Annotated in this window: 20 protein-coding genes; 4 read left to right on the top strand and 16 right to left on the bottom strand. The window is 57.6% G+C overall.

What is annotated here, in order from left to right:
• Positions 1-62 precede the first annotated feature (62 nt).
• Together DW349_RS08825 and DW349_RS08820 are read left to right on the top strand one after the other, a co-directional pair.
• The gene (locus DW349_RS08825) at positions 63-812 is read left to right on the top strand and encodes a metallophosphoesterase (protein WP_108127129.1); all 750 of its coding nucleotides are present in this window, start codon (positions 63-65) and stop codon (positions 810-812) included.
• Between the two features lie 16 nt (positions 813-828).
• Positions 829-2,097 (top strand): tyrosine-type recombinase/integrase, encoded by a 1,269-nt coding sequence (locus DW349_RS08820; RefSeq protein ID WP_232819379.1) that lies wholly within the window; start codon positions 829-831, stop codon positions 2,095-2,097.
• On the opposite strand, the gene gorA is transcribed toward DW349_RS08820, so the two are convergent.
• The 14 genes from gorA to DW349_RS08750 form a co-directional block, all read right to left on the bottom strand.
• Positions 2,089-3,474, bottom strand: coding sequence for a glutathione-disulfide reductase (gene gorA / locus DW349_RS08815; protein ID WP_108127131.1), 1,386 nt, complete (start codon positions 3,472-3,474; stop codon positions 2,089-2,091). The genes DW349_RS08820 and gorA overlap by 9 nt on opposite strands.
• An 88-nt stretch (positions 3,475-3,562) precedes the next feature.
• On the bottom strand, positions 3,563-4,216 hold the full coding sequence (locus tag DW349_RS08810; protein ID WP_108127133.1) for a GNAT family N-acetyltransferase: 654 nt from the start codon (positions 4,214-4,216) through the stop codon (positions 3,563-3,565).
• Between the two features lie 105 nt (positions 4,217-4,321).
• Complete coding sequence (gspM, locus tag DW349_RS08805) at positions 4,322-4,813, bottom strand: type II secretion system protein GspM (RefSeq protein ID WP_108127135.1); 492 nt, start codon at positions 4,811-4,813, stop codon at positions 4,322-4,324.
• Entirely contained in the window at positions 4,810-6,066 is a 1,257-nt protein-coding gene (gene gspL, locus DW349_RS08800) for a type II secretion system protein GspL (protein ID WP_108127137.1), read from the bottom strand. The genes gspM and gspL overlap by 4 nt, the downstream gene beginning before the upstream one ends.
• A gap of 13 nt (positions 6,067-6,079) precedes the next feature.
• Complete coding sequence (gene gspK / locus DW349_RS08795) at positions 6,080-7,045, bottom strand: type II secretion system minor pseudopilin GspK (RefSeq protein ID WP_108127139.1); 966 nt, start codon at positions 7,043-7,045, stop codon at positions 6,080-6,082.
• Complete coding sequence (locus DW349_RS08790; protein WP_108127141.1) at positions 7,032-7,736, bottom strand: type II secretion system protein GspJ; 705 nt, start codon at positions 7,734-7,736, stop codon at positions 7,032-7,034. The genes gspK and DW349_RS08790 overlap by 14 nt, the downstream gene beginning before the upstream one ends.
• Entirely contained in the window at positions 7,733-8,119 is a 387-nt protein-coding gene (gspI, locus tag DW349_RS08785) for a type II secretion system minor pseudopilin GspI (RefSeq protein ID WP_108127143.1), read from the bottom strand. The genes DW349_RS08790 and gspI overlap by 4 nt, the downstream gene beginning before the upstream one ends.
• Positions 8,106-8,666 carry a prepilin-type N-terminal cleavage/methylation domain-containing protein gene (locus tag DW349_RS08780; protein WP_108127145.1) on the bottom strand — a complete coding sequence of 187 codons (561 nt, stop codon included), beginning with the start codon at positions 8,664-8,666 and terminating at the stop codon, positions 8,106-8,108. Before DW349_RS08780 ends, gspI begins: the two co-directional genes overlap by 14 nt.
• Entirely contained in the window at positions 8,663-9,043 is a 381-nt protein-coding gene (gene gspG / locus DW349_RS08775) for a type II secretion system major pseudopilin GspG (protein ID WP_420820706.1), read from the bottom strand. The genes DW349_RS08780 and gspG overlap by 4 nt, the downstream gene beginning before the upstream one ends.
• 85 nt (positions 9,044-9,128) lie before the next feature.
• Complete coding sequence (gene gspF / locus DW349_RS08770; protein WP_108127149.1) at positions 9,129-10,340, bottom strand: type II secretion system inner membrane protein GspF; 1,212 nt, start codon at positions 10,338-10,340, stop codon at positions 9,129-9,131.
• On the bottom strand, positions 10,340-11,833 hold the full coding sequence (gspE, locus tag DW349_RS08765; RefSeq protein WP_108127151.1) for a type II secretion system ATPase GspE: 1,494 nt from the start codon (positions 11,831-11,833) through the stop codon (positions 10,340-10,342). The genes gspF and gspE overlap by 1 nt, the downstream gene beginning before the upstream one ends.
• 107 nt (positions 11,834-11,940) lie before the next feature.
• Entirely contained in the window at positions 11,941-14,103 is a 2,163-nt protein-coding gene (locus DW349_RS08760; protein WP_162824629.1) for a response regulator, read from the bottom strand.
• Positions 14,104-14,355: 252 nt separating this feature from the next.
• Entirely contained in the window at positions 14,356-15,282 is a 927-nt protein-coding gene (locus DW349_RS08755) for an electron transfer flavoprotein subunit alpha/FixB family protein (RefSeq protein ID WP_108127155.1), read from the bottom strand.
• Positions 15,282-16,031, bottom strand: coding sequence for an electron transfer flavoprotein subunit beta/FixA family protein (locus DW349_RS08750; protein WP_108127157.1), 750 nt, complete (start codon positions 16,029-16,031; stop codon positions 15,282-15,284). Before DW349_RS08750 ends, DW349_RS08755 begins: the two co-directional genes overlap by 1 nt.
• Positions 16,032-16,310: 279 nt before the next feature.
• On the opposite strand from DW349_RS08750, the gene DW349_RS08745 reads away from it, so the two are divergent.
• Positions 16,311-17,966, top strand: a complete 1,656-nt coding sequence (locus DW349_RS08745) for an electron transfer flavoprotein-ubiquinone oxidoreductase (RefSeq protein WP_108127159.1) — start codon at positions 16,311-16,313, stop codon at positions 17,964-17,966.
• Between the two features lie 47 nt (positions 17,967-18,013).
• Here DW349_RS08745 and DW349_RS08740 read toward each other — a convergent pair whose 3' ends face one another.
• Positions 18,014-18,544 carry a DUF1285 domain-containing protein gene (locus DW349_RS08740; protein ID WP_108127161.1) on the bottom strand — a complete coding sequence of 177 codons (531 nt, stop codon included), beginning with the start codon at positions 18,542-18,544 and terminating at the stop codon, positions 18,014-18,016.
• Positions 18,534-19,151 (bottom strand): TetR/AcrR family transcriptional regulator, encoded by a 618-nt coding sequence (locus DW349_RS08735; RefSeq protein ID WP_108127163.1) that lies wholly within the window; start codon positions 19,149-19,151, stop codon positions 18,534-18,536. The genes DW349_RS08740 and DW349_RS08735 overlap by 11 nt, the downstream gene beginning before the upstream one ends.
• 89 nt (positions 19,152-19,240) lie before the next feature.
• Here DW349_RS08735 and DW349_RS08730 point away from each other — a divergent pair, with 89 nt between their 5' ends.
• Positions 19,241-20,116: a hypothetical protein gene (locus DW349_RS08730; RefSeq protein ID WP_108127165.1), complete on the top strand. Its 876-nt coding sequence runs from the start codon at positions 19,241-19,243 to the stop codon at positions 20,114-20,116.
• Position 20,117: the final 1 nt, after the last annotated feature.

Here is a 20,117-nt window from a genome sequence, read left to right as displayed (position 1 = left end):
TATCCGTGGCAGAAGTCTAGCTGTTGCCGGCGCCCTCGCCCAGTGCCCAAAGGTCACCAAGCATGCGCCCTGCCCGCCTTTCGCTGGCATCGACCTGCGCGCATAATACCGGCATGAAACAATCGATTGAGAGCCATCAGACGCTCACCGCCAACCCGCACGGACGAGACTTCATTCTGGCCGACCTGCACGGCCACCGGGCGCGACTGGATGCAGCGCTGGCCGAACGTGAATTCGATCCCAAGCGCGACCGATTGTTTTCCGTCGGCGATTTAATCGACCGCGGGCCAGACAGCCCGGCCTGTCTGGAATTGCTCGACGAACCCTGGTTTTTTGCGGTTCGGGGCAATCACGAACAGATGCTGATCGACGCTTTGCGCAGTCAGCAATCGATGAGTTGGAGCCGATGGTTGATGAATGGCGGCAACTGGGCGTTGCATCAGCCAGAACAGCAATTGGAAGTCTGGGCCGAACAGCTGGACCAATTGCCACATACATTGACGATTGAATTTGACCAGGCTCGAATTGGTCTGTGCCATGCGCAGTATCGCTTGCCACATTGGGACGACCGACTCGACGCCAGCGATTACGACAAGTCGGATTGGGTCTGGGGCCGTTCGCGCCTGGCCGGCCGGGATGATCGCTCGGTCGCAGGCGTAGACTGGCTGTTTCATGGACATACCATTGTTGAACGCGTTGAGCGGCTGGGGAATTCGGTGTTTATTGACCGAGGCGCCTACAACGACGGCCCGCTGGTGCTGATCAATGTGGCCGATTGGCTGACCGGCACCGATTCATACTCACTTTCCTGAGCAGGACCTGACGCCGGTGACCAAGCCTCTGCCCTCGCCCATTCCGATCTTCGACAACCTCAGCCACTTCGAAAACCCGTTCCGGCATCGACCTCAGGCCAGCGAACAGGTTCGCCAACACGCGCGCATTGCTGAAACTGACCTCGGTAACGACCTGCAACTGTGCCACGAATTTCTCTACAGCTACCGCGGTAGCTCGGACACCTTCGCGTCGTACCGGCGTGAAATCGAACGCTTTATGCAGTGGTGCTGGTTTCTGCAGGGCTTGAGCCTGGCCGAAGTCCGACGCCAGCACATCGAGGCTTTTGTCGAATTCTGCCAGGATCCACCCCGACACTGGATCGGCACCAAGAGTGTGGCCCGGTTTCGCGACAGTGGCGGCGAGCGGGTGCAGAACCCGGAATGGAAACCCTTTGTCGCCAAAGTCTCCAAGCGCGACCACAAACGCGGCCAAAGCGCCGACATCGGTGGCTTTGACTTAAGCCAAAGCGCGCTCCAGGCGATTTTTTCTATCCTGTCGACCTTCTTCAATTATTTGCTGCAGGAAGAACACGTCGAACTTAATCCGGTGGCGCAGATTCGGCAGAAAGGCAAATTCCTGCGCAAACGCCAGGGCGCGGCGACCATTCGCCGGCTGTCGGAAGCCCAGTGGCACGAAGTCCTGAACGCCATCGAAAACGCCGTGCCAGAAGATCCGGAGCGTTATGAGCGGGCGCTGTTCATCGTCAGTTGCCTGTTTGGTATGTATCTGCGGATTTCCGAACTGGCCGAAACCGATCGCTGGCAGCCCAGCATGGGCGATTTCACTCAGGACGCGCACGGCAACTGGTGGTTCACTACCGTAGGCAAAGGCAATAAAGAACGGGATGTTTCGGTGTCGGACGCCATGCTGCTGTCGTTACGTCGTTTCCGCGCCTTTCTGGGCCAGACGCCACTGCCGTTACCGGGTGAATCGGCGCCGTTGATCCCCAAAGTCCGCGGCAAAGGCGGCATCACCAGCACCCGCCAGATTCGTTTTATCGTTCAGGAATGTTTTGATCTGGCGATCGAGCGGCTGCGCACCCAGGGTGAAATCGAAGAAGCCGATGCGTTACAGGCTGCCACCGTACACTGGTTGCGCCACACCGGCATTTCAGAAGACGTGAAGACCCGGCCGCGCGAGCACGTTCGTGATGACGCCGGCCACGGTTCCAGCGCCATTACAGATCGCTACATCGACGTCGAACGTCAGGCGCGCCATGCCTCGGCGCGCCACAAGAAGATCAACCCGGTCGAATCAGACTGACCGCCCGACGATGCGGCTGGGTTCGCGCATGGTGACGAACTCTTCCGCCGAGGTCGGGTGAATGCCAATGGTCCGGTCGAAATCCGCCTTAGTAGCACCGGCGTTCATTGCCACGGCCAAACCCTGAATGATCTCGCCAGCGTCGTCGCCTACCATGTGCAAGCCCAAAACGCGCTGAGTCTGCGCATCCACCAGCATCTTCATCAAAGTCCGGCCCGGATTGCCCGACAAAGTATTGCGCATGGCTCGGAATTGAGTGCTGTACACCTCGACCCGATCAAACTGCTCTGCCGCGGCTTCTTCCGTCAGACCCACGGTACCGACGTTCGGCTGGCAGAAAACGGCCGTCGGGATTTGGTTGTAATCCACCGGTCGTGGGCTTTCATCGCCAAACAAATCGGCCGAAATAAACATGCCTTCGGCAATGGCTACCGGCGTCAACGGCACACGGCCAATGACGTCGCCCAGGGCGCGAATGTGCGGCACGGCCGTGCGGTAACGATCATCGACGGCAATAAAGCCATTATCCGTTAACGTCACGCCGGTGTTGTTCAAATCCAACCCATCCACCAGCGCATCACGGCCAGTGGCAAACAGCACCAGGCCGGTTTCGGTTTGGCCGCCGTCGTCAAAGGTGACGTTCAGACGTCCGTTGGCCAGTTTTTCGATCTTGGTCAGGCTACGGTTGTATTGCAGATCGACACCGGCTTGCGCCATTTGCTCGGAAACGAAGTCGCGGACTTCACGATCGAAGCCGCGCAGCACCGGCTCGCCGCGATAAACCAAATGGGTTGAAACACCCAAACCGTTGAAAATTCCGGCGAATTCCACGGCGATATAACCGCCACCGACGACAATGGCATCGTCCGGCAACGTATCGAGGTAAAACACCTCGTTGGAAGTGATGCCAAGCTCTGCACCAGGAATGTCTGGCCGTGTCGGCCAGGTGCCGGTCGCAATTAAAATCTGTGCGGCACTGATGCGTTTTTGGCCGTCGACTTCTACCGTGTGATCGTCTACGAATCGGCCATGGCCCAGAATAATCTCCACGCCGGCTCGCCCAAGAAGCCCGTCGTAGACGCCGTTCAAGCGTTGAATCTCGGCTGTTTTGTTGTCTCTCAATGTGGCCCAGTCGAACGTCGGTTGACTGTCTACACGGTAGCCATAACCAGCACTGTCTTCGAATGCTTGGGCGTACTCAGAGGCGTAAACAAAGAGCTTTTTCGGCACGCAGCCGACGTTGACACAGGTTCCACCCAGGTAGCGGGATTCGATGATGGCGACCTTGGCTCCGCGGCTGGCCGACATGCGAGCGGCACGAACGCCACCGGACCCCGCACCAATGACCACCAGATCATAGTCGTAGGATGTAGACATGAGACTTCCTGAGAAGATGAGCGAAACGCTTGGATGGGGGCAGTGACAGGAAGTTCAAACCGAACTTCCTGTCTGAAGAAATGATGGGTTAAGCCGCCTGCTCGGCGTAATTCGGATTCGGCCGGAACAGCACGGTTTCGGTCAGCTCACCCAGCGGCAGTTCAGCGAAACTGCGGTAGCCGAGCGATTCATAGAAAGACAGATAGCGCGTGTTGCCGGTGTCCAGGAACAGGCCAATGGATTCATTGTCCTGTTCGGTCAGCTCATGCACGGCTTCCATCAGCATTCGGCCCAGGCCGCGTTTCTGAAAATCCGGATGGATGCCGATCAAACTGACCAGACGGTGGCGTTTGTCCGGCAAGCTGCTTTGAACGTCGTTGTAGTAGCTGATGAAACGCCGGGTGGCTTCAAAGCCTGCTGTCAGGGTCATTTTCAAGCGCCAACGCAACTGACGTGAAATATCCATCTTCAAACCAACATCGCTGACAAAGACCACGCCCAGCAGTCGCTGACTGGTCTTGTCAAGAACGCCAAAGACGGTTTCACCGCGCTCAAAATGCAGATAGATCAATTCACGGATGGTGGCACGAATACGCTGCCGGTAACCCGGGCGGTCGGCACCCAGCAAATAACGGAAGGTCGGTTCATCGCGATAGGAATGGTACAGCAGTGAGCGCGCTTGACGGGCGTTACGTTCATCCAGCTGCACCAATTCCGCCCAATCCAGGTCACTTTGGGTCATGCAGGCCTCTTCTTTTGTTGTTATGGGCTTAGTGTTTTAGCGAGTTAGCTGTTGTGGGTATTTGGTCAGGAACCCTTCAATGCTGCCAGTTTTTGCCAGAACTGCCTAGCGCCGGAGCACGGCCAGCACCTGAACTCGACCGGGTTGATCGCGGCCGTTGAGCGTGAGTTGATCAACAGTAACCCCCTGAGCCTGCAGTGCGGCCAGCCACTGTACAACCTGGCTGTAGCGCGCATCGTCCAGGCGTACCCGCAATAAATCGCCATCGGGTTCAAAGCCTTGAATGGTTAAACCGAAGCGGTTGGCCTGGCGTCGTAGCTCGGTGTTGAGCGAATCGCTCGATGGATTGGCGGCGACCAGGCCGGAACTCATTGCCTGTGGCGCTTTTTGCAACAGCGATTGATAGGTTGCCTGGGCATTGCTCAGTTGTTGATCGGCGTTTTGCTGCCAATGTCGGATCGGTTGAATCAGCAACAGCCAGAAGGCCAGGAGTGCAACGACCATGGCCAGGACGCGCAACGCCAGTTGTTCACGCTGGCCCAATTGCTGCCAGCGGGCATTCAGTGGGCCTAACCACGTCTCGATCAAAGCGTTCATCCATTATCTCCAAGTCGTACCTGAAAGCGGCCGCGCACCGCCTGGCTGTCCTGACTGGCCGAATATTCGACTTCGTAGCCTTTGTCTTGCAGTGCCGTCTTCGTTGCTTCGAAGCGGGCAAAGGCGTCGCCTTCTGCGCTGGCTGGCTGTCGCAGTGTGAACAGCATCAGCCCGGCATTCTGCTGGAACCGAAAGTCATCCAGCACCAGCGCATCGTCCAGTACGCGCAAGGCATCCAGCGCTGTGATCACGGTAATATCGGTATCACTTTGGCCGCCATTCTGCGTCAGGATGCGGTTGTCCATTTCACGAACCATCAGTGGCCGCTGTATGCGCTTATCGGCGCCGAATACCTGACGGAAAACCGCCTCGCTGGCGGCCCAGGTAGCATCGGCTTGTTGTTGATCGCGCAGCGCATTGAACCCGCTGACCACCATCCACAATCCCAATACCAGGCTGGCGGCCACCGCTGTCGGCAACCAGCGTCGGCTCTGCCCGGATTCAGCCCGGACCGCAAAGACGCCGGTCATTAAGTTGCCCTGCCCTTTGCTTTGGCGGCACTGCTCATCCCATTCCGCCAGCGTGGGCAACGGACTCACAACCCATTCCAACTCATCGCCAGCGGCTTCCAATTCGGTGCGTAACTGACGAGCGCGCTCGTCGTTGGTTCTGCTGGTCAGTGCCAGTTTCAACGGCGATGCCAGACCGCGTTCGTGTTTGAAACTCTCAAACCACTGAGCAAAACCTTGAATGTGCGTTTGATGCAGCAAGGCGTTGTGTCGGCACAGCACCCGCTGCTCATCCAAATCCAATTGAACGTCGCTGACTGGCATGGTCGGCCACTGGAAATAGCCGGCATCAAAGGCCTCAACCAGATTCAGGCCACCTTCCGCCAGCGTTGTTTTCAGGTTACTCAGCCAGTCCGATTCGACCACCAGGACAGTCAACTGGCCGTTTTGCGGCTGGTCCAACGGCACCAGATGCAGGCTGTCGATGTCCTGCGCCAACTGCTCTTCTGCGGTAAAGCGCAAAATCGCGGGCGATAACCGGCGGCGGCCGAGCGGAACCTTGATCGTGAGGGCCGTGAAATGCACGTGTGGCAGATACAGTCGCACGCTGGCGCCGGTCCGGTTACGTTCGCGCACCTCATCGACTAAGTCGTCCCAACGGCCCTGTTGCGCTTCTACCTGGCTGTGCCAACGCCATTCAAGCCGGCCCAGACCGAGCCAGTAAATCGACAACTCCGGGGTCATGTTTTAATTCCTTCTAGGGTTCGGTGACGGCCTTGCCGCTGAGCGTATCGCCGGGCGACCGGTTGGCTTTTCGAATGGCCTGGGAACGCTCATTCACAATGACATTGCCGCTGTCCGAGCGATACAAACGGCTGGACTGGCGCAAGGTTCGTTCATCCAGCGACACTTCGGTGAACAGATCAAACCACTGCGAATGCACGGTCAAGGCGTCAATATACAGGGGCTTGTCGTCGTTTTCCTGAAACAGCGTATCGGACAGTAAGTCATCCGGCTGACCAAAGCCGTCTTCACCGCGACGGTCAACCAGCGCGTCTGCATCTTCTTTGCTGATAAACGACGCCAGTGTCATCAACACCTCGCTGGATGCGGTGTTGATGTTTAACTCGTCGGTCGGCCCAAGGGTTGCAACGTAGGGCGACAGTTTGGCGTAGGTCTCATCATCAACACTTTTCAGCAAGCGCAATTCGGACACATCGGCCATGGGCAGGAACGACGGCCGATACCCAGGCTCCTGATCGACGTAATTGAATTCAGAACCGCTGTCCCGGTCGAACCAATCGAGTAGTTCATCGGCAATGCTGTCGCTCAGGTCCAACTCCAGCAACAGGCGTTTAAAGCCTTCGGCCGCCGCTTCCGGATTGGCCGCATTCGGATGCAGCCAGTTCAGGTTGAAGCGACCTTGCAGGTCGTTCAGCTCCAGGCTGATCAGGCCATTGTCGACCGGAAACGGTCCGATGGTTTGGTTCCACTCCTCACCAAAATGATCGGTTTCGGTCTGTTCCGCGTCTATTTTCAAACCGACTTTGGCGATGGCTTCGGCGCTGTCGATGTAGGTTTGCGCCTGGCTGATAAACAGCCCCTGATAAGCGCGCTCAATCTGGATACGTTGCTGGTATTGCAATCGGGCGACGATGACCGCCAGCAAGGCGAACACCAGCAACACCTGGATCAATGCGAAGCCGCGTTCATTGAATCGCATCGGAACCGTCCGCGTCTTCTGGCAGGTTGGGTACGTCGATCAGCCGGTTCACCTCGCCATCGGGCAAGACCAGACGTACATCAATCGCCCGTAAAACAGGTTCGCCGGTTAACACCTGAGTTGTTTCGGGCGGCCAGGCATCAAAGAAACGTTGCTCCTCGCCAACTTTTGCCAGAAAGCGCCACTGCACGGCCTTAACCGGCCGCAGTAACATTTGTGATCGCCACTCCAGCCGGCCGTCGTCATCGAGCTGAATGGTGTGACTGCGGATCAGGCAGCCTGCCTGGGTATCACTGTCGCTGCTGTCTTCCGATAACGGGCACAGTTCACTGCCGGGTTCGGCCAATCGATAGCGTACCCGCTGTAAATCTGAGCGTTGCAGTTCAGTAAACTGACTGAGCGTCCAACCAGCACGCGTCAGCGCGAACCCTTGGTTATCCAGTAACAAAGCCCCCTGCTCCTGCCCAAAGGCGTCGCTCACCGGCCGACCGGGCACCCACTGATGCAGATCGCTTTCCAGCGTCCGCATAACGCGGCTCAGCTGGCTGCGGTATTCGTTGCGGTCAACCAGGGTGGTCTGGGTCTGGCGCGAGGTCTGCACCAAGTAGAAAGTACCCACGGCAAGAATGGCCGAGATCGCCAGAGCAATCAGCAGCTCAATCAGGGTGAAACCCCGGGCCTGTGAATTCATGGCGCACCCAATACAGCGATCAGTCGGTCGGCCGGTGGGCTGTCGTTTGAGTCACTGGCTAGACGGGCACTCAGCACCACGTGCCTTAACGGCGGCCCCAGCAGCGGCATCTCAACCGCTGAGACATCCAGTTGAACCGTCCATTCCCGGCCGTTGAATGTCGCGCTGCGGGTTAAAACGTCCCCCGCATCGGGTAATGCCGACAGTCGCAACTCAGCCAGAACGTTCTGATTCACCCAGCGGGCGTCGCTTTGTTCTTCAATCTGGCGGGCCGCTCGCAGGTTTTGAGTATTAGCCAGGGCAATGGCGCCTGCCATGACGGCAAAGATCGCCAGGGCAACCATCACTTCGATCAACGTAAAACCCGACTCAGAGCGAGACACGGCTGACCTCCAACCGGCGGAAGCCGTCGCCTTTTACCCGCACCGCGTCGTTGCCGATACCCGGCGGTTTCAGATAAAGCTCAAAACTCGGTTGGTAGTCTTCCGAAGGAAACATCAGAATCATCGGCACCCAATCGCGTGCGTCTTCCGGCGGGTCACGCGGAATCTCAACCCACTGGCCTTCCAGATAGAGCGTGATTTCTGTGTCATCGGGAGCTTGCCAATTGGGCGCCGCATCGTTGGGTTCCCAGACGATCTCTGGCTCGCCGTCACGCGGGTTGCCCGGTCGCCAGGTCAAAAACTGAACACCATCTGCCAGCAACAGCAAACCCTGATCGTCGCCACTGAGCAGAACGGTGTCCTGGACCTGACCAAACCGATAAGCCAGTTGCTGAGCGGATCGTTCCAGTTCTTCCAGCGGGTCGGGTTGGCTGACGACCAACCGCACCATGCTGGCGGCGACACCGATGATGATGATCACCACCAGCAATTCGATCAGGCTGAAACCGGCATCCCTACCGGTGAATTGACGGGCAACGGGGGTCATTCGCTGTCGTTGGAGGAAATATCCTGGTTGATGTCGCTGCCACCGGCCTGGCCGTCGGCGCCGTAGGAAATGATTTCGTAGCCATTACCTTCGGCGATGTAGGCGTACGGATTACCCCAAGGGTCAGTCGGGGTTTGGCGAACGTAGGGGCCGCGCCAGTTGTTGGCTTGCGGGCTGCCGTTGGGCTGGCTGACCAGCGCCTCCAGACCCTGATCGGTCGATGGGTACGCTGAATTGTGCAGCCGATAAGTTTCCAGGGCATTTTCCAGCGTGCGGATGTCGGTTTGCGCCGCTGTCACCCGCGCTTCATCGCCACGGCCGACGACGTTCGGCACCACTAACCCGAACAAAATTCCCAGGATGACCAGAACGACCATCAGTTCAATCAGTGTAAAACCCTGTTGTTTACGTGCAGAGTTGGGTTTACGCCCAGAGTTGCAGTTATACATAGTGTTGAGATTCCTAAGCCACAAAGCTGTTCATTTCCATGATAGGTAACACGATGGCCAAGACGATGATCAGCACGATGCCGCCCATCAACAAGACCATAATCGGTTCAAATAAACCCAGGACCGTGCTGATCAAATCTTTGACCTGCTGATCCTCGGCGTCGGCCGTGCGCTGCAACATGGCATCCAGCTCACCGCTGGCTTCGCCGCTGCTGATCATGTGCAGCATCATCGGCCGGAAGTGTCCGGATTCCGCCAGCGCCTTGTGCAGCGAGCCGCCTTCGGAGACTCGCAGCGTGGCTTCACGCACGGCCGCTTGAATGTCGAGATTGGAAACCACTTCGGCGGCAATGCGCATGGCTTCCACCAACGGCACGCCGCTGCCGGTCAGAATGGCGACGGTACCAATGAAACGTGACGTATTGAAACCGCGCGAAACCCGACCGATCAGTGGCAATCGCAGAATCAGGCGATGTGTCTTGCGGCGACGCGCCGGATTCCGGTTCCACACACCAAAGGCGACCACGGCCAGTGCAATGGCAACCAGGCTCACCAGCCACCACCGCTGTACCCAGTTACTGGCGGCCAGCAACGCCCGTGTCGGCGCGGGCAGGCGTTCGCCGGTGGAGGTAAAGACGCCGATGATGTCAGGCACCACCGAATTCAGCAGAAACACGACAATGCCCAGTGCAACCAACGTCAGAAACGTCGGATAGATCGACGACATCTGAATCTGCTTGCGGGTCTTCTGTTGGTCTTCCTGATAATCCGCCAACCGAATCAGCACACGGTCCAGATGGCCGCTGTGTTCGCCGGCATCAACAGTGGCGCAATACAGTTGCGGGAAAGCACGCGGAAAATCACTCAGCGCCCGGGCCAGGCTGTAGCCTTCCAATACGCGCGAACGCACCGCCAGAATCAGACTGCGAATGCGGGCTTTTTCCGATTGTTCTGCAACCGCCCGAAGGCATTCTTCCAGTGGCATGCCAGCGGCAACCAAGGTCGCTAACTGCCGTGTGACCAGCGCCAGATCAGGCACTGAAATGGACGGGCCGCCAAACAACCCCCGACTGCGGTTCTGGCTTTTCTGGCTGGGTTCAACGGCGACCGGGAACCAACCTTTGTCGCGCAGTTGCTGACGCACCTGCCGGCTGCTGTCGGCTTCAAGCACACCGGAGCGGCGTTTGCCGTGTTCATCCAGAGCGGCGTAATCAAAAGCAGCCATCAATAACTCCGGTAGACACGTAAGACTTCTTCCAGCGTCGTCACGCCCGCCAGCACTTTGTCTTTGCCGTCCTGGAGAATGCTCGGTGAGAGCGTTCGGGCGTGACGTTCCAGATCAATATCGCCAGCGCGATCGTGAATCAGCTGGCGCATGGCTTCGTCAACCCGGATCACTTCGTACAGACCGGCGCGACCGCGATAACCACTGTTACGGCAACTGCTACAGCCGGCGGCGTGATAGAGCGTTGGAGGCTGTTTCGGATCGACACCCAAGTAATCACATTCGGCTGCGTCGGCGGCATACGGCGTTTTGCATTCCGGACAGAGTGTCCGCACCAGTCGTTGAGCCACGAGGCCGATCAGGCTCGACGCCAGCAGGAATGGTTCGATGCCCATGTCCTGCAATCGCGTTACCGCGCCGACTGCGCTGTTGGTGTGCAGTGTTGAAAGCACTAAGTGGCCGGTCAAACTGGCTTGAACGGCAATTTCGCCGGTTTCGTGATCGCGGATTTCGCCGATCATCACCACGTCCGGGTCTTGACGCAAAATAGCGCGCAGGCCGCGGGCAAACGTCATATCGACCTTGGTGTTGACCTGCGTCTGCCCCACCCCGGCCAGGCTGTATTCGATCGGGTCTTCCACCGTCATGATATTGCGTGCCTGGCTGTTCAATGCCTGCAGTGCGCCGTACAGCGTCGTGGTTTTACCCGAGCCGGTCGGGCCGGTAACCAGGATGATGCCGTGCGGCCGCTGAATGAGGTCTTTCAGCGTGGACAGCGCTTGCGGGTGCAGCCCCAGGTGCGTCAAGTCCAGATGCCCGGCTTGCTTGTCGAGCAAACGCAACACCACGCGTTCGCCGTGGTTGGCCGGCATGGTCGAAACCCGCAAGTCAACTTCGCGACCGGCCACACGTAAGGCTATGCGGCCGTCTTGCGGCACACGCTTTTCGGCGATGTCGAGCCGCGCCATGACCTTGATGCGCGACACCAACAACGGCGCCAACGCCCGCTTGGGCTGCACCACTTCGCGCAATACGCCGTCAACACGAAAGCGTACTGACAGGCGTTTTTCGTAGGTTTCGATGTGAATGTCCGAGGCGTTTTCGCGTACCGCCTCGGTGAGAATGGCGTTGATCAAGCGGATGATGGGCGCGTCGTCTTCCTGCTCCATCAGGTCTTCGGTTTCCGGCACCGAATCGGCCAGGGAACTCAGATCCAGCGTTTCGCCCAGACCTTCGACCATCTGCATGGCGTCGTCGCTGTCGCTTTGATAAGCCTTGTTCAGGCAGTCGGCGAATTCCTGATCGTTCACCTGCACTTGCGGCAGCAGGCGTTGCGCCAGCCGTTGGGCTTCCTGCAAGGCGTTGATATTGGCGTTCGGGCGATACAACAGACGCGGGCCATCGACATGCTGGGCGTCGATCACCACACCGTGACGTTTGGCAAAGGCGAACGGCAAACGCCGTTCAAATTCAACTGGAGGTACTGCTGTCATTCCACTGTCCTGCTCGTTTAAACCGCCGGATTCCCTCGGCGGTATCTTAACTGTCCTGGCTGCTATGGCCCAACGTCAACTGAAGAAGACTATTTCCGCTAACGAAGCTATCCGACCCAGCGTTGCACCAGGGTCACCAGGCTTTCGTAACTCACCGGCTTGACCATGAAATCGTCCATTCCGGCCGCCAGACAGGCGCGTTCCTGTTCCGGAGTGTCTTCGGCGGTCATGGCGATAATGGGAATGTGCTCGCCGGAATTGAGTTCGTGCTGTCGAATCAGCCGAGTGGCTTCCAGGCCATCCATGCGTGGCATCTGGCAATCCATAATCACCAGATCATAGGGGTCGCCAGACACCGCCATCTGCGCGGCTTCCTGACCGTTGACGCAACTGTCGACGGTAACGCCCATGCGTTCCAACAGACGACTGACCACTTTCTGGCTGACCAGATTGTCTTCCGCCAACAAGACGCGGGTGTTACCGCAGCGATAATCCTGGTCGCCATCGACGCGTTGATCATCCAGCGCACGGCGGAAAGCATGCAGCAACGCATCGCGGGTAATCGGCTTTTCGATAAAGTGGAATTCGCCGCGCAAGTCGGCCAGTAAGCCGCGTTGCAATTCTGAAGCGTACAAAAAGACTGCAACCGTCTGCCCTTCCAATTGATGCAGCAATTGCTGCACCTGAGCCAGCGTTTGCCGCGCCGGGCCGTCCTGGACTGGAATGTTGACCAAAATAAAGTCGGCGCTTTGCTCGGATTCCTGAAGCAAACGGTCCAACGGCCAGGTCGATACCGCCATTTCCCAACTGAGGAATTCGGCGCTCAGGGCGCGTTCGTTGACCGGGCTCAGATCCGACAACACGACCGAACGACCTGCCATGAAACGCGCCGGTCGGAACGAGCTGGCTTGTTGCGACGAGGCAATCATCGGCAACGAAACCCGAATGGTTTTCAGGTGGCCCTTGTCGCGGCTGCTGGCCGTGAGTTCTGCCCCCATGGCACGGAACTGAGCCGCCGCAACCATCAGCGTCAACTGCTCGGAGACGTCTTCGTCCTCGGGCAATGTTTGCATACTGCGGTGAATGGCGGCGCGCAGATCGTCAACCGAAACCGCTTCGTTGATGAAATAGAACGACAGCAACAGGCGCTCTTCTTCACCCCGTTGTTCCACCGCGATGCGGACGGTGATTTCACCTTCCTGAGCGCTGTCGAGCGCGAAATCGAGCAAGCGGCGGAAGGCGTTCGACAACCACTGCGGGTCCGATTCAATTCGTTCCGGCACCGCCGGATGATACAGATAGGCCAATTCCAAGCCGTGTTCGTGCGCCTTGCTGCCCATATCGGACAAGGCGTGTTCCAGCGTTTTACGCAGGTTGAACACCACCAGTTGCGGCACACGCGACTGATCTTTCTGCTCGATGTAGGCTTCCAGATCGTTGACCAGATCGAGAATCGAATGCCCGCTGCGACGCGCTATGTTCAGCATGCCCTGGTGTTCACTTGAAGCATCGTCATGGCTGAGCATGCCCAACACACCGAGCATGCCACTGAGCGGGTTTTTAATGCGATGCAGTAACTGGTTAATGAAGCGGCGGTTGGTGGTGGCTTGAATGACGTTAGCTTCGCGTGCCTGTTCCAAGGCACGCAGTCGCATCTTGAGTTCGTGGTTGTGGGTCAGGAAACCCCAGACTAATTCAGACACCCGGCCAGCGGTGCTGACCAGATACAGATAGAGTGCCACAAAGGCGAGACTGATCAGCCAATGGCCCGCGGTGTGCTGGGCGAATGCGTAATAGACGGCCACCGGCAACAACAAAATCGCCAAATAAGTACGCACGGTGCGGCCGTACAGCGAATAAACGAAGGTGCCACCAGCGGCAACCGCCAGGGTGTAGAGCAAACCGAGCAATTGAATGGGATGGTCGGGGCCAGACAGACGATACAACAGATAGGCCGACCACAAACCCGCGTGCAGAAAACCCGACCCGATAAACCAGTCGCGCCAGCGCGCCGGGCCACGACCGTACCAATCGTTGAACTGGGCAATCATGATGAAGCGCCAGGCGGCCATGATCACCAACAGCAAACCAAACACATAACTGGCGTTTGGCACCGGGCCAACTGAACGCCATTGCCATTCGAGCAACAGGAAAACCAGAAAATGCAGGATGGCGCTGGGCAAGCCTTGGCGGCTCAGCGTTTCGTCGATGCGTTTGAGAATTGCCCGGTCTTTCTGGGCTTTGTGCTGTGGTTTAAAAAACCAGCTCATGACCGCTTCCATTACTGCAGCGACCAGCCCTGGCCGCCGAAAATCCGGCCACTATACCCGCAGATGTGGCCGGACCCAACTGCCGGCGCGGCTTTTGCTGTTCCTTGACTGAACGGCCCTGTCTCATCCCAATAAAAAAAACCGGCCGAAGCCGGGTTTTTGGGGAGACGCTTAACGGGAGACGGCAGACGCTGGAGACGAGGCCCACCTAACCAGCGTTAAGCGTCTTCCGTCTTGCGTCTCCCGCGCACATCAAAGCGCTTTTTCCAATTCCGGTACCGCCTCGAACAGATCGGCAACCAGACCGTAATCGGCCACTTGGAAAATAGGCGCGTCTTCGTCTTTGTTGATGGCGACGATGACTTTGGAATCCTTCATGCCCGCCAGATGCTGAATCTGACCGGAAATGCCCACCGCAATGTACAGCTCCGGTGCGACGATTTTGCCAGTCTGACCGACCTGCATGTCGTTCGGTACAAAGCCGGCATCAACCGCCGCGCGCGATGCACCCACCGCGGCATCCAGCTTGTCGGCAACCTTGTACAGCAACTCGAAGTTCTCGCCGTTGCCCAGACCGCGACCACCAGAAATAACGATCTTGGCGGAAGTCAGTTCCGGACGATCGGACTTGGCCAACTCCTCACCAACAAACTCCGACACACCCACAGCCGCCGCAGCAGCAATGGATTCGACAGTGGCACTGCCATCGGTTGCGCAGGCATCAAAGGCGGTACCGCGAACGGTGATGACTTTGATGGCGTCGCTGGATTGAACAGTAGCGATGGCGTTACCGGCATAAATCGGACGCTTGAAGGTATCGGCCGATTCAACAGCAATGATGTCGGAAATCTGTTCGACATCGAGCAAGGCCGCCACGCGCGGCAAGTAGTTCTTACCGGAAGTCGTCGAGCTGGCCAGAATGTGGCTGTAGTTCTTGCCGTGCTCGATAATCAACGCCGCCATTTCTTCGGCCAGCGCGTATTGGTACAGCGGGCTGTCGGCCAACAGGACGCGTTTGACGCCGCTGAGTTTGGCCGCCTGTTCGGCTACAGCCGCAGCGCCGTTGCCGGCAACCAGGATGTCGATATCACCGCCAATCGCCTGGGCGGCCGTCACGGTATGAGCGGTGGCAGACGACAGCGCTTCGTTGTTGTGTTCCGCGATTACCAGAATACTCATCACAGCACCTTCGCTTCGTTTTTCAGTTTGTCGACCAACTCGGCAACCGAGCCCACCTTGATGCCACCCTGGCGTTCAGCCGGCGGCTCAACTTTCAACGTATTGATGGTTTTGCTGACGGTCACGCCGTAATCCGCTGCGGTTTTCTTATCGAGCGGTTTCTTCTTGGCCTTCATGATGTCCGGCAATTTGGCGTAGCGCGGTTCGTTCAGACGCAAATCGGTAGTGACAATAGCTGGCAACTTCAATGACACGGTCTGCAAACCGCCGTCGACTTCACGAGTGACCTTGGCGGTGTCGGCGTCAATCTCGAGTTTTGAGGCAAAGGTGCCCTGCGCCCAACCGGTCAGTGCCGCCAGCATCTGGCCGGTTTGGTTGTTGTCGCTGTCGATGGATTGTTTGCCCAGAATGACCAGACCCGGCTGTTCGGCATCGACCACGGCTTTGATCAGCTTGGCAACTGACAACGAGCCCGGTGCTTCATCGGTGGTAATTAAAATGCCGCGATCGGCACCCAGGGCCATGGCTTTACGCAACTGTTCTTCAGCTTTGGCGTCACCTATAGACAGCACAACGATTTCGTCGGCTTTGCCCTGCTCTTTCAAACGGACCGCTTCTTCAACGGCGATCTCGCAAAAAGGATTCATGTCCATCTTGACGTTGGCCAGATCCACATCGCTGTGGTCGGGCTTGACGCGGACTTTTACGTTGTAGTCCACAACACGCTTGACGGGTACCAGTACTTTCATAGTGTCCTCGATCGTGTGGATGCGGTGGCCCGAAAGCCAGGCTGGAACTGAGAGTGGGCCTCATTTAAGCCGTTTTAAACGAAAAATTCAAACAGTTGTTTTAATTTCGTTTGGTGAGCGGGTAAACTCCCCGCACGACGGCGCCTGGGCTCAGTTTAGACCGCCCACTAGATGGCGCCGAATCAACAAATTACAACGCAGGTCTGCCCCATTCCGTGACATGAGGGCAGCCCAGTCACCGAGTGCACCGGCCCACCGGGCACGAACCAGGAGGTCCCTATGGAACGCGAATCCATGGAATTTGACGTTGTCATCGTCGGTGCCGGCCCGGCCGGTTTGTCGGCGGCCATCCGCTTGATGCAAGGCGCTGCCGAAAACGGCCAGGAACTGAGCGTCTGCGTAGTGGAAAAAGGCTCCGAAGTTGGCGCGCATATTCTGTCGGGTGCGGTGTTCGAACCGCGCGCGCTCAACGAACTGATTCCGGATTGGCAGGAAAAAGGTGCACCGCTGAACACCCCGGTAACCGGTGACGACATTCAGGTACTGCGCAGCCCAACCTCAGGCATAAAAGTGCCGAATCTGTTTGCCCCCAGCACCATGCACAACCAAGGCAACTACATCATCAGCCTGGGCAATTTGTGCCGTTGGCTGGCTGAACATGCCGAAGGCCTGGGGGTGGAAATCTTCCCCGGCTTTACCGCCGCCGACGTCCTGTTCGCTGACGACGGTTCCGTTAAAGGCATCATCACCGGAGACATGGGTGTCGCCGCCGACGGTTCCGAAAAAGATGGCTACACGCCCGGCATGGAACTGCACGCCAAGACCACGCTGTTCGCTGAGGGCGCCCGTGGTCATTTGGGCAAGCAACTGATGGAACGCTTCAACCTGAATGCCAATGCCGAGGCACAGCATTATGGCCTGGGCATCAAAGAACTGTGGGATGTCGATCCGTCCGTGCACGTGCCGGGCAAGGTAGTGCACACCGCAGGTTGGCCGCTGGATGAACATGGCGCCGCCGGTGGCAGCTTTATGTATCACCTGGAGAACAATCAGGTGGTGGTCGGTCTGATTACCGATCTCGGGTATGACAACCCCTACCTGAGCCCGTTCGATGAATTCCAACGCCTCAAACATCACCCGACCTTTGCCAACGTATTGAGCGGTGGCAAGCGTGTGTCTTACGGCGCGCGCGCCATTGCCAAAGGCGGCATTCAGAGTTTGCCGAAAATGCATTTTCCCGGCGGTTTGTTGATCGGCTGTGACGCCGGCACGTTGAACTTTGCCAAGATCAAAGGCAGCCACACCGCAATGAAATCCGGCATGGTGGCGGCTGAGGTAATTCTGAAACAAGCGAAAAGCGGCTGGGAAGCCGGTCAGGATCTGACTGAATACGGCGACGCTTTCCGCGCCAGCTGGGCTTGGAAGGAGCTGCATCAGCAGCGTAATTTCGGACCGGCGCAACACAAGTGGGGCAACATTCTGGGCTCCGCCTACGCCTTTATCGACATCAATCTGTTCCGCGGCAAATTGCCCTGGACGCTGTCGGATGCCAAGCCGGATTACGCCCAGTTAAAACCGGCCGACCAATGCCAGCCGATTGACTACCCAAAACCGGATGGTGTTCTGAGTTTCGACAAACTCAGTTCGGTGTTTCTGTCGAACACCAACCACGAAGAAGACCAGCCGGTGCATCTGAAACTGAAAGATGCTGACTTGCCGATCCGCGACAACCTGCCGAAATTTGCCGAACCGGCGCAGCGTTATTGCCCGGCTGGTGTGTACGAAGTGGTGCAAGACGACGCCGGTCAGCCGCGCTTCCAGATCAACGCGCAAAACTGCGTGCACTGCAAAACCTGCGACATAAAAGACCCGGCGCAGAACATCACCTGGGTTACGCCGGAAGGCGGTGGCGGTCCGAATTATCCGAACATGTAAAACAACAAAGCCCCGTAACGGGGCTTTTTTTATGGCTGAGTCAGGCGTTAATCCGTCGGCAATTGCGCCAGCAAAAAACGCTCCCCGCCACTGTCGAGCCACAACTGCCCCGCTTCATCTAAACTACCCTGCTCCAACGCCCAGTCCTGCCATTGGTACATCAGATTCTGATGAATACGCGCTGGCAAATTGCGCCGCCAGATCATCGTCGGTAACTGCGCATCGGTTTGAGTGTCCAGCGGGTGATCAGCATCCAGCGGCTGACGTTCGCCCAGGTTGTTGGTAACGATCCAGGTGTCTTCAATGCGTTCAGCCGTGACTGCAATAAAGGGCGTGGCTTCTACCGTCAACCCGACTTTCTCGACCGGCGTCACCAGAAAATAATCGTCACCTTCACGCTTCAAGACGCTGGCAAACAACTTCACCAACGCCGGCCGGCCGATGGGTGTACCTTCGTAGAACCAGTCGCCATTGCGGCGAATCTGCATGTTGAGATCGCCACAAAAATCCGGGTTCCAACGTTCGACGGGGGGCGTTTTCTGGTCGCCAAGCTGTTGCAGCAGTTGCTCAAGTCGCATTCGGCTTGTTTCCCATCAACGCAACGGCGTCCATCAAATAGCGACTGAAACCACGCCGGTCCTGAATCAGTTCGTGGTACAGCTCGTTGTCGCGCAGCGTTGCCAGACCGTCGGCCAGCGTCCAGATCAAACCGTAGAGGAAACGCAGTTCGTCGCTGTCGGCATTCAGCTGCATTTGCTCGGCAGCGATTTCGGTGAACAACGCCATGTGGTTGCGTTTCAGGCGTTGCCATTGCCGATAGCGATCGAGTTCCGTGCCTTCTTTTGCGAGCCTGGCTTCCAGGCGCATCAGCAACTGGTGTTTGTCCAAATGCTGGATGCGATATTTGAGGCATTCGCGCATCAAGGTGGTTAAATCCGGGCTGCGTCGATGCCGCTGCAATAAGTCGCCAAAGCCAAATTCGTCCGACAACAAGATGGCCGCGTAAAGGTCTTCTTTCCCGGAAAAATGGTGATAAAAAACCGAGCGGCTGATGCCTGCGGTTTGAATCAATCGGCTGATGGTGACGACATCTTCACCGGCCAACAGAAACAAACTCATGGCTGAATTGAGGATGGCACTCTCGGTGGGATGGCGATCCTTGACCGGCAAGAGTGTGTTCAGCATGGGGGCTCGTACGCGCGAAATTCGCGGACTAGTCTATAACTGTGATAACGACTCCGGCAACGCGGGACAGCGGAGGGTGAGTCATCAAGATGAAAAAATTCCTGAAACGTTGGCTGACGGAAGAACACGAACATCCGGACTATCCGCGCAGCGATTTCCGCAAGTTGCGCCATGAAATTCGCAGCGGTGACGTTGTGTTGGTCGAAGGTCGATCCCGAGTGGCCGACGTCATCGGCATGGTGACACGCAGCCGCTGGTCGCACGCGGCGCTGTACATTGGCCGGCTGCACGATGTGGCTGATCCACGCTTACGACAACGCATTCGCGAATTCTACGACGGCCAGCCCGACGTCCAGTTGATCGCCGAAAGCCAACTGGGTTTGGGCACCATCATCCGACCATTGAACGTCTATCAAAACCGGCACCTGCGCATTTGCCGGCCACGCGAACTGGCCTACGAAGACGTGCAACTGGTGCTGGCGTATGCCATCGGTCGGCTGGGCACGAATTACGACGTCCGCCAGATTCTCGATTTGTGGCGCTTTTACATTCCGTGGAGTTTGTTTCCGAGGCGGTTCCGCTCGTCGCTGTTTCGCTGGAAACCCGGTGGTGGCACGCGCACGGTGTGCTCGACCATGCTGGCAGAGGCATTCGCCTCGGTGTCGTTTCCGTTGCTGCCGTTGGTGAAACGCGAAGTGAACGGCGATGTCCGTCTGTTTCAGCGTAACCCCAAGCTCTGCACACCCAGCGATTTCGACTACAGCCCCTACTTCGACATCATCAAATACCCGTACATGGATTTCGAAGGCCCGGCGAGTCCGGCTTATCGTTTGATGCCCTGGGAAGGTTCGGTGTCGTTAACGCAGGAAGAGTCGCGTCATTACATTGAGGATGGTCTGGTGCCGCCAGCGGAGTCGTTACCGCCGCCAGAACCGAAGCGGAAACGGCGCAAAGAAACGGAATAAC

Source organism: Saccharospirillum mangrovi (assembly GCF_003367315.1).
In the GTDB taxonomy this organism is placed as follows: domain Bacteria; phylum Pseudomonadota; class Gammaproteobacteria; order Pseudomonadales; family Natronospirillaceae; genus Saccharospirillum; species Saccharospirillum mangrovi.
Note: the sequence above shows the minus strand (reverse complement) of the source record. Positions and strands in the feature narration are given on the sequence as shown.

What these genes read in the sequence shown, in the direction of transcription:
- DW349_RS08825 (WP_108127129.1), top strand. Translation starts at nt 63, where the DNA reads ATGCGCCCTGCCCGCCTTTCGCTGGCATCGACCTGCGCGCATAATACC.
- gorA (WP_108127131.1), bottom strand. Translation starts at nt 3,474, where the DNA reads ATGTCTACATCCTACGACTATGATCTGGTGGTCATTGGTGCGGGGTCC.
- DW349_RS08810 (WP_108127133.1), bottom strand. Translation starts at nt 4,216, where the DNA reads ATGACCCAAAGTGACCTGGATTGGGCGGAATTGGTGCAGCTGGATGAA.
- gspM (WP_108127135.1), bottom strand. Translation starts at nt 4,813, where the DNA reads ATGAACGCTTTGATCGAGACGTGGTTAGGCCCACTGAATGCCCGCTGG.
- gspL (WP_108127137.1), bottom strand. Translation starts at nt 6,066, where the DNA reads ATGACCCCGGAGTTGTCGATTTACTGGCTCGGTCTGGGCCGGCTTGAA.
- gspK (WP_108127139.1), bottom strand. Translation starts at nt 7,045, where the DNA reads ATGCGATTCAATGAACGCGGCTTCGCATTGATCCAGGTGTTGCTGGTG.
- DW349_RS08790 (WP_108127141.1), bottom strand. Translation starts at nt 7,736, where the DNA reads ATGAATTCACAGGCCCGGGGTTTCACCCTGATTGAGCTGCTGATTGCT.
- DW349_RS08780 (WP_108127145.1), bottom strand. Translation starts at nt 8,666, where the DNA reads ATGACCCCCGTTGCCCGTCAATTCACCGGTAGGGATGCCGGTTTCAGC.
- gspG (WP_420820706.1), bottom strand. Translation starts at nt 9,043, where the DNA reads ATGGTCGTTCTGGTCATCCTGGGAATTTTGTTCGGGTTAGTGGTGCCG.
- gspF (WP_108127149.1), bottom strand. Translation starts at nt 10,340, where the DNA reads ATGGCTGCTTTTGATTACGCCGCTCTGGATGAACACGGCAAACGCCGC.
- gspE (WP_108127151.1), bottom strand. Translation starts at nt 11,833, where the DNA reads ATGACAGCAGTACCTCCAGTTGAATTTGAACGGCGTTTGCCGTTCGCC.
- DW349_RS08760 (WP_162824629.1), bottom strand. Translation starts at nt 14,103, where the DNA reads ATGAGCTGGTTTTTTAAACCACAGCACAAAGCCCAGAAAGACCGGGCA.
- DW349_RS08755 (WP_108127155.1), bottom strand. Translation starts at nt 15,282, where the DNA reads ATGAGTATTCTGGTAATCGCGGAACACAACAACGAAGCGCTGTCGTCT.
- DW349_RS08750 (WP_108127157.1), bottom strand. Translation starts at nt 16,031, where the DNA reads ATGAAAGTACTGGTACCCGTCAAGCGTGTTGTGGACTACAACGTAAAA.
- DW349_RS08745 (WP_108127159.1), top strand. Translation starts at nt 16,311, where the DNA reads ATGGAACGCGAATCCATGGAATTTGACGTTGTCATCGTCGGTGCCGGC.
- DW349_RS08740 (WP_108127161.1), bottom strand. Translation starts at nt 18,544, where the DNA reads ATGCGACTTGAGCAACTGCTGCAACAGCTTGGCGACCAGAAAACGCCC.
- DW349_RS08735 (WP_108127163.1), bottom strand. Translation starts at nt 19,151, where the DNA reads ATGCTGAACACACTCTTGCCGGTCAAGGATCGCCATCCCACCGAGAGT.
- DW349_RS08730 (WP_108127165.1), top strand. Translation starts at nt 19,241, where the DNA reads ATGAAAAAATTCCTGAAACGTTGGCTGACGGAAGAACACGAACATCCG.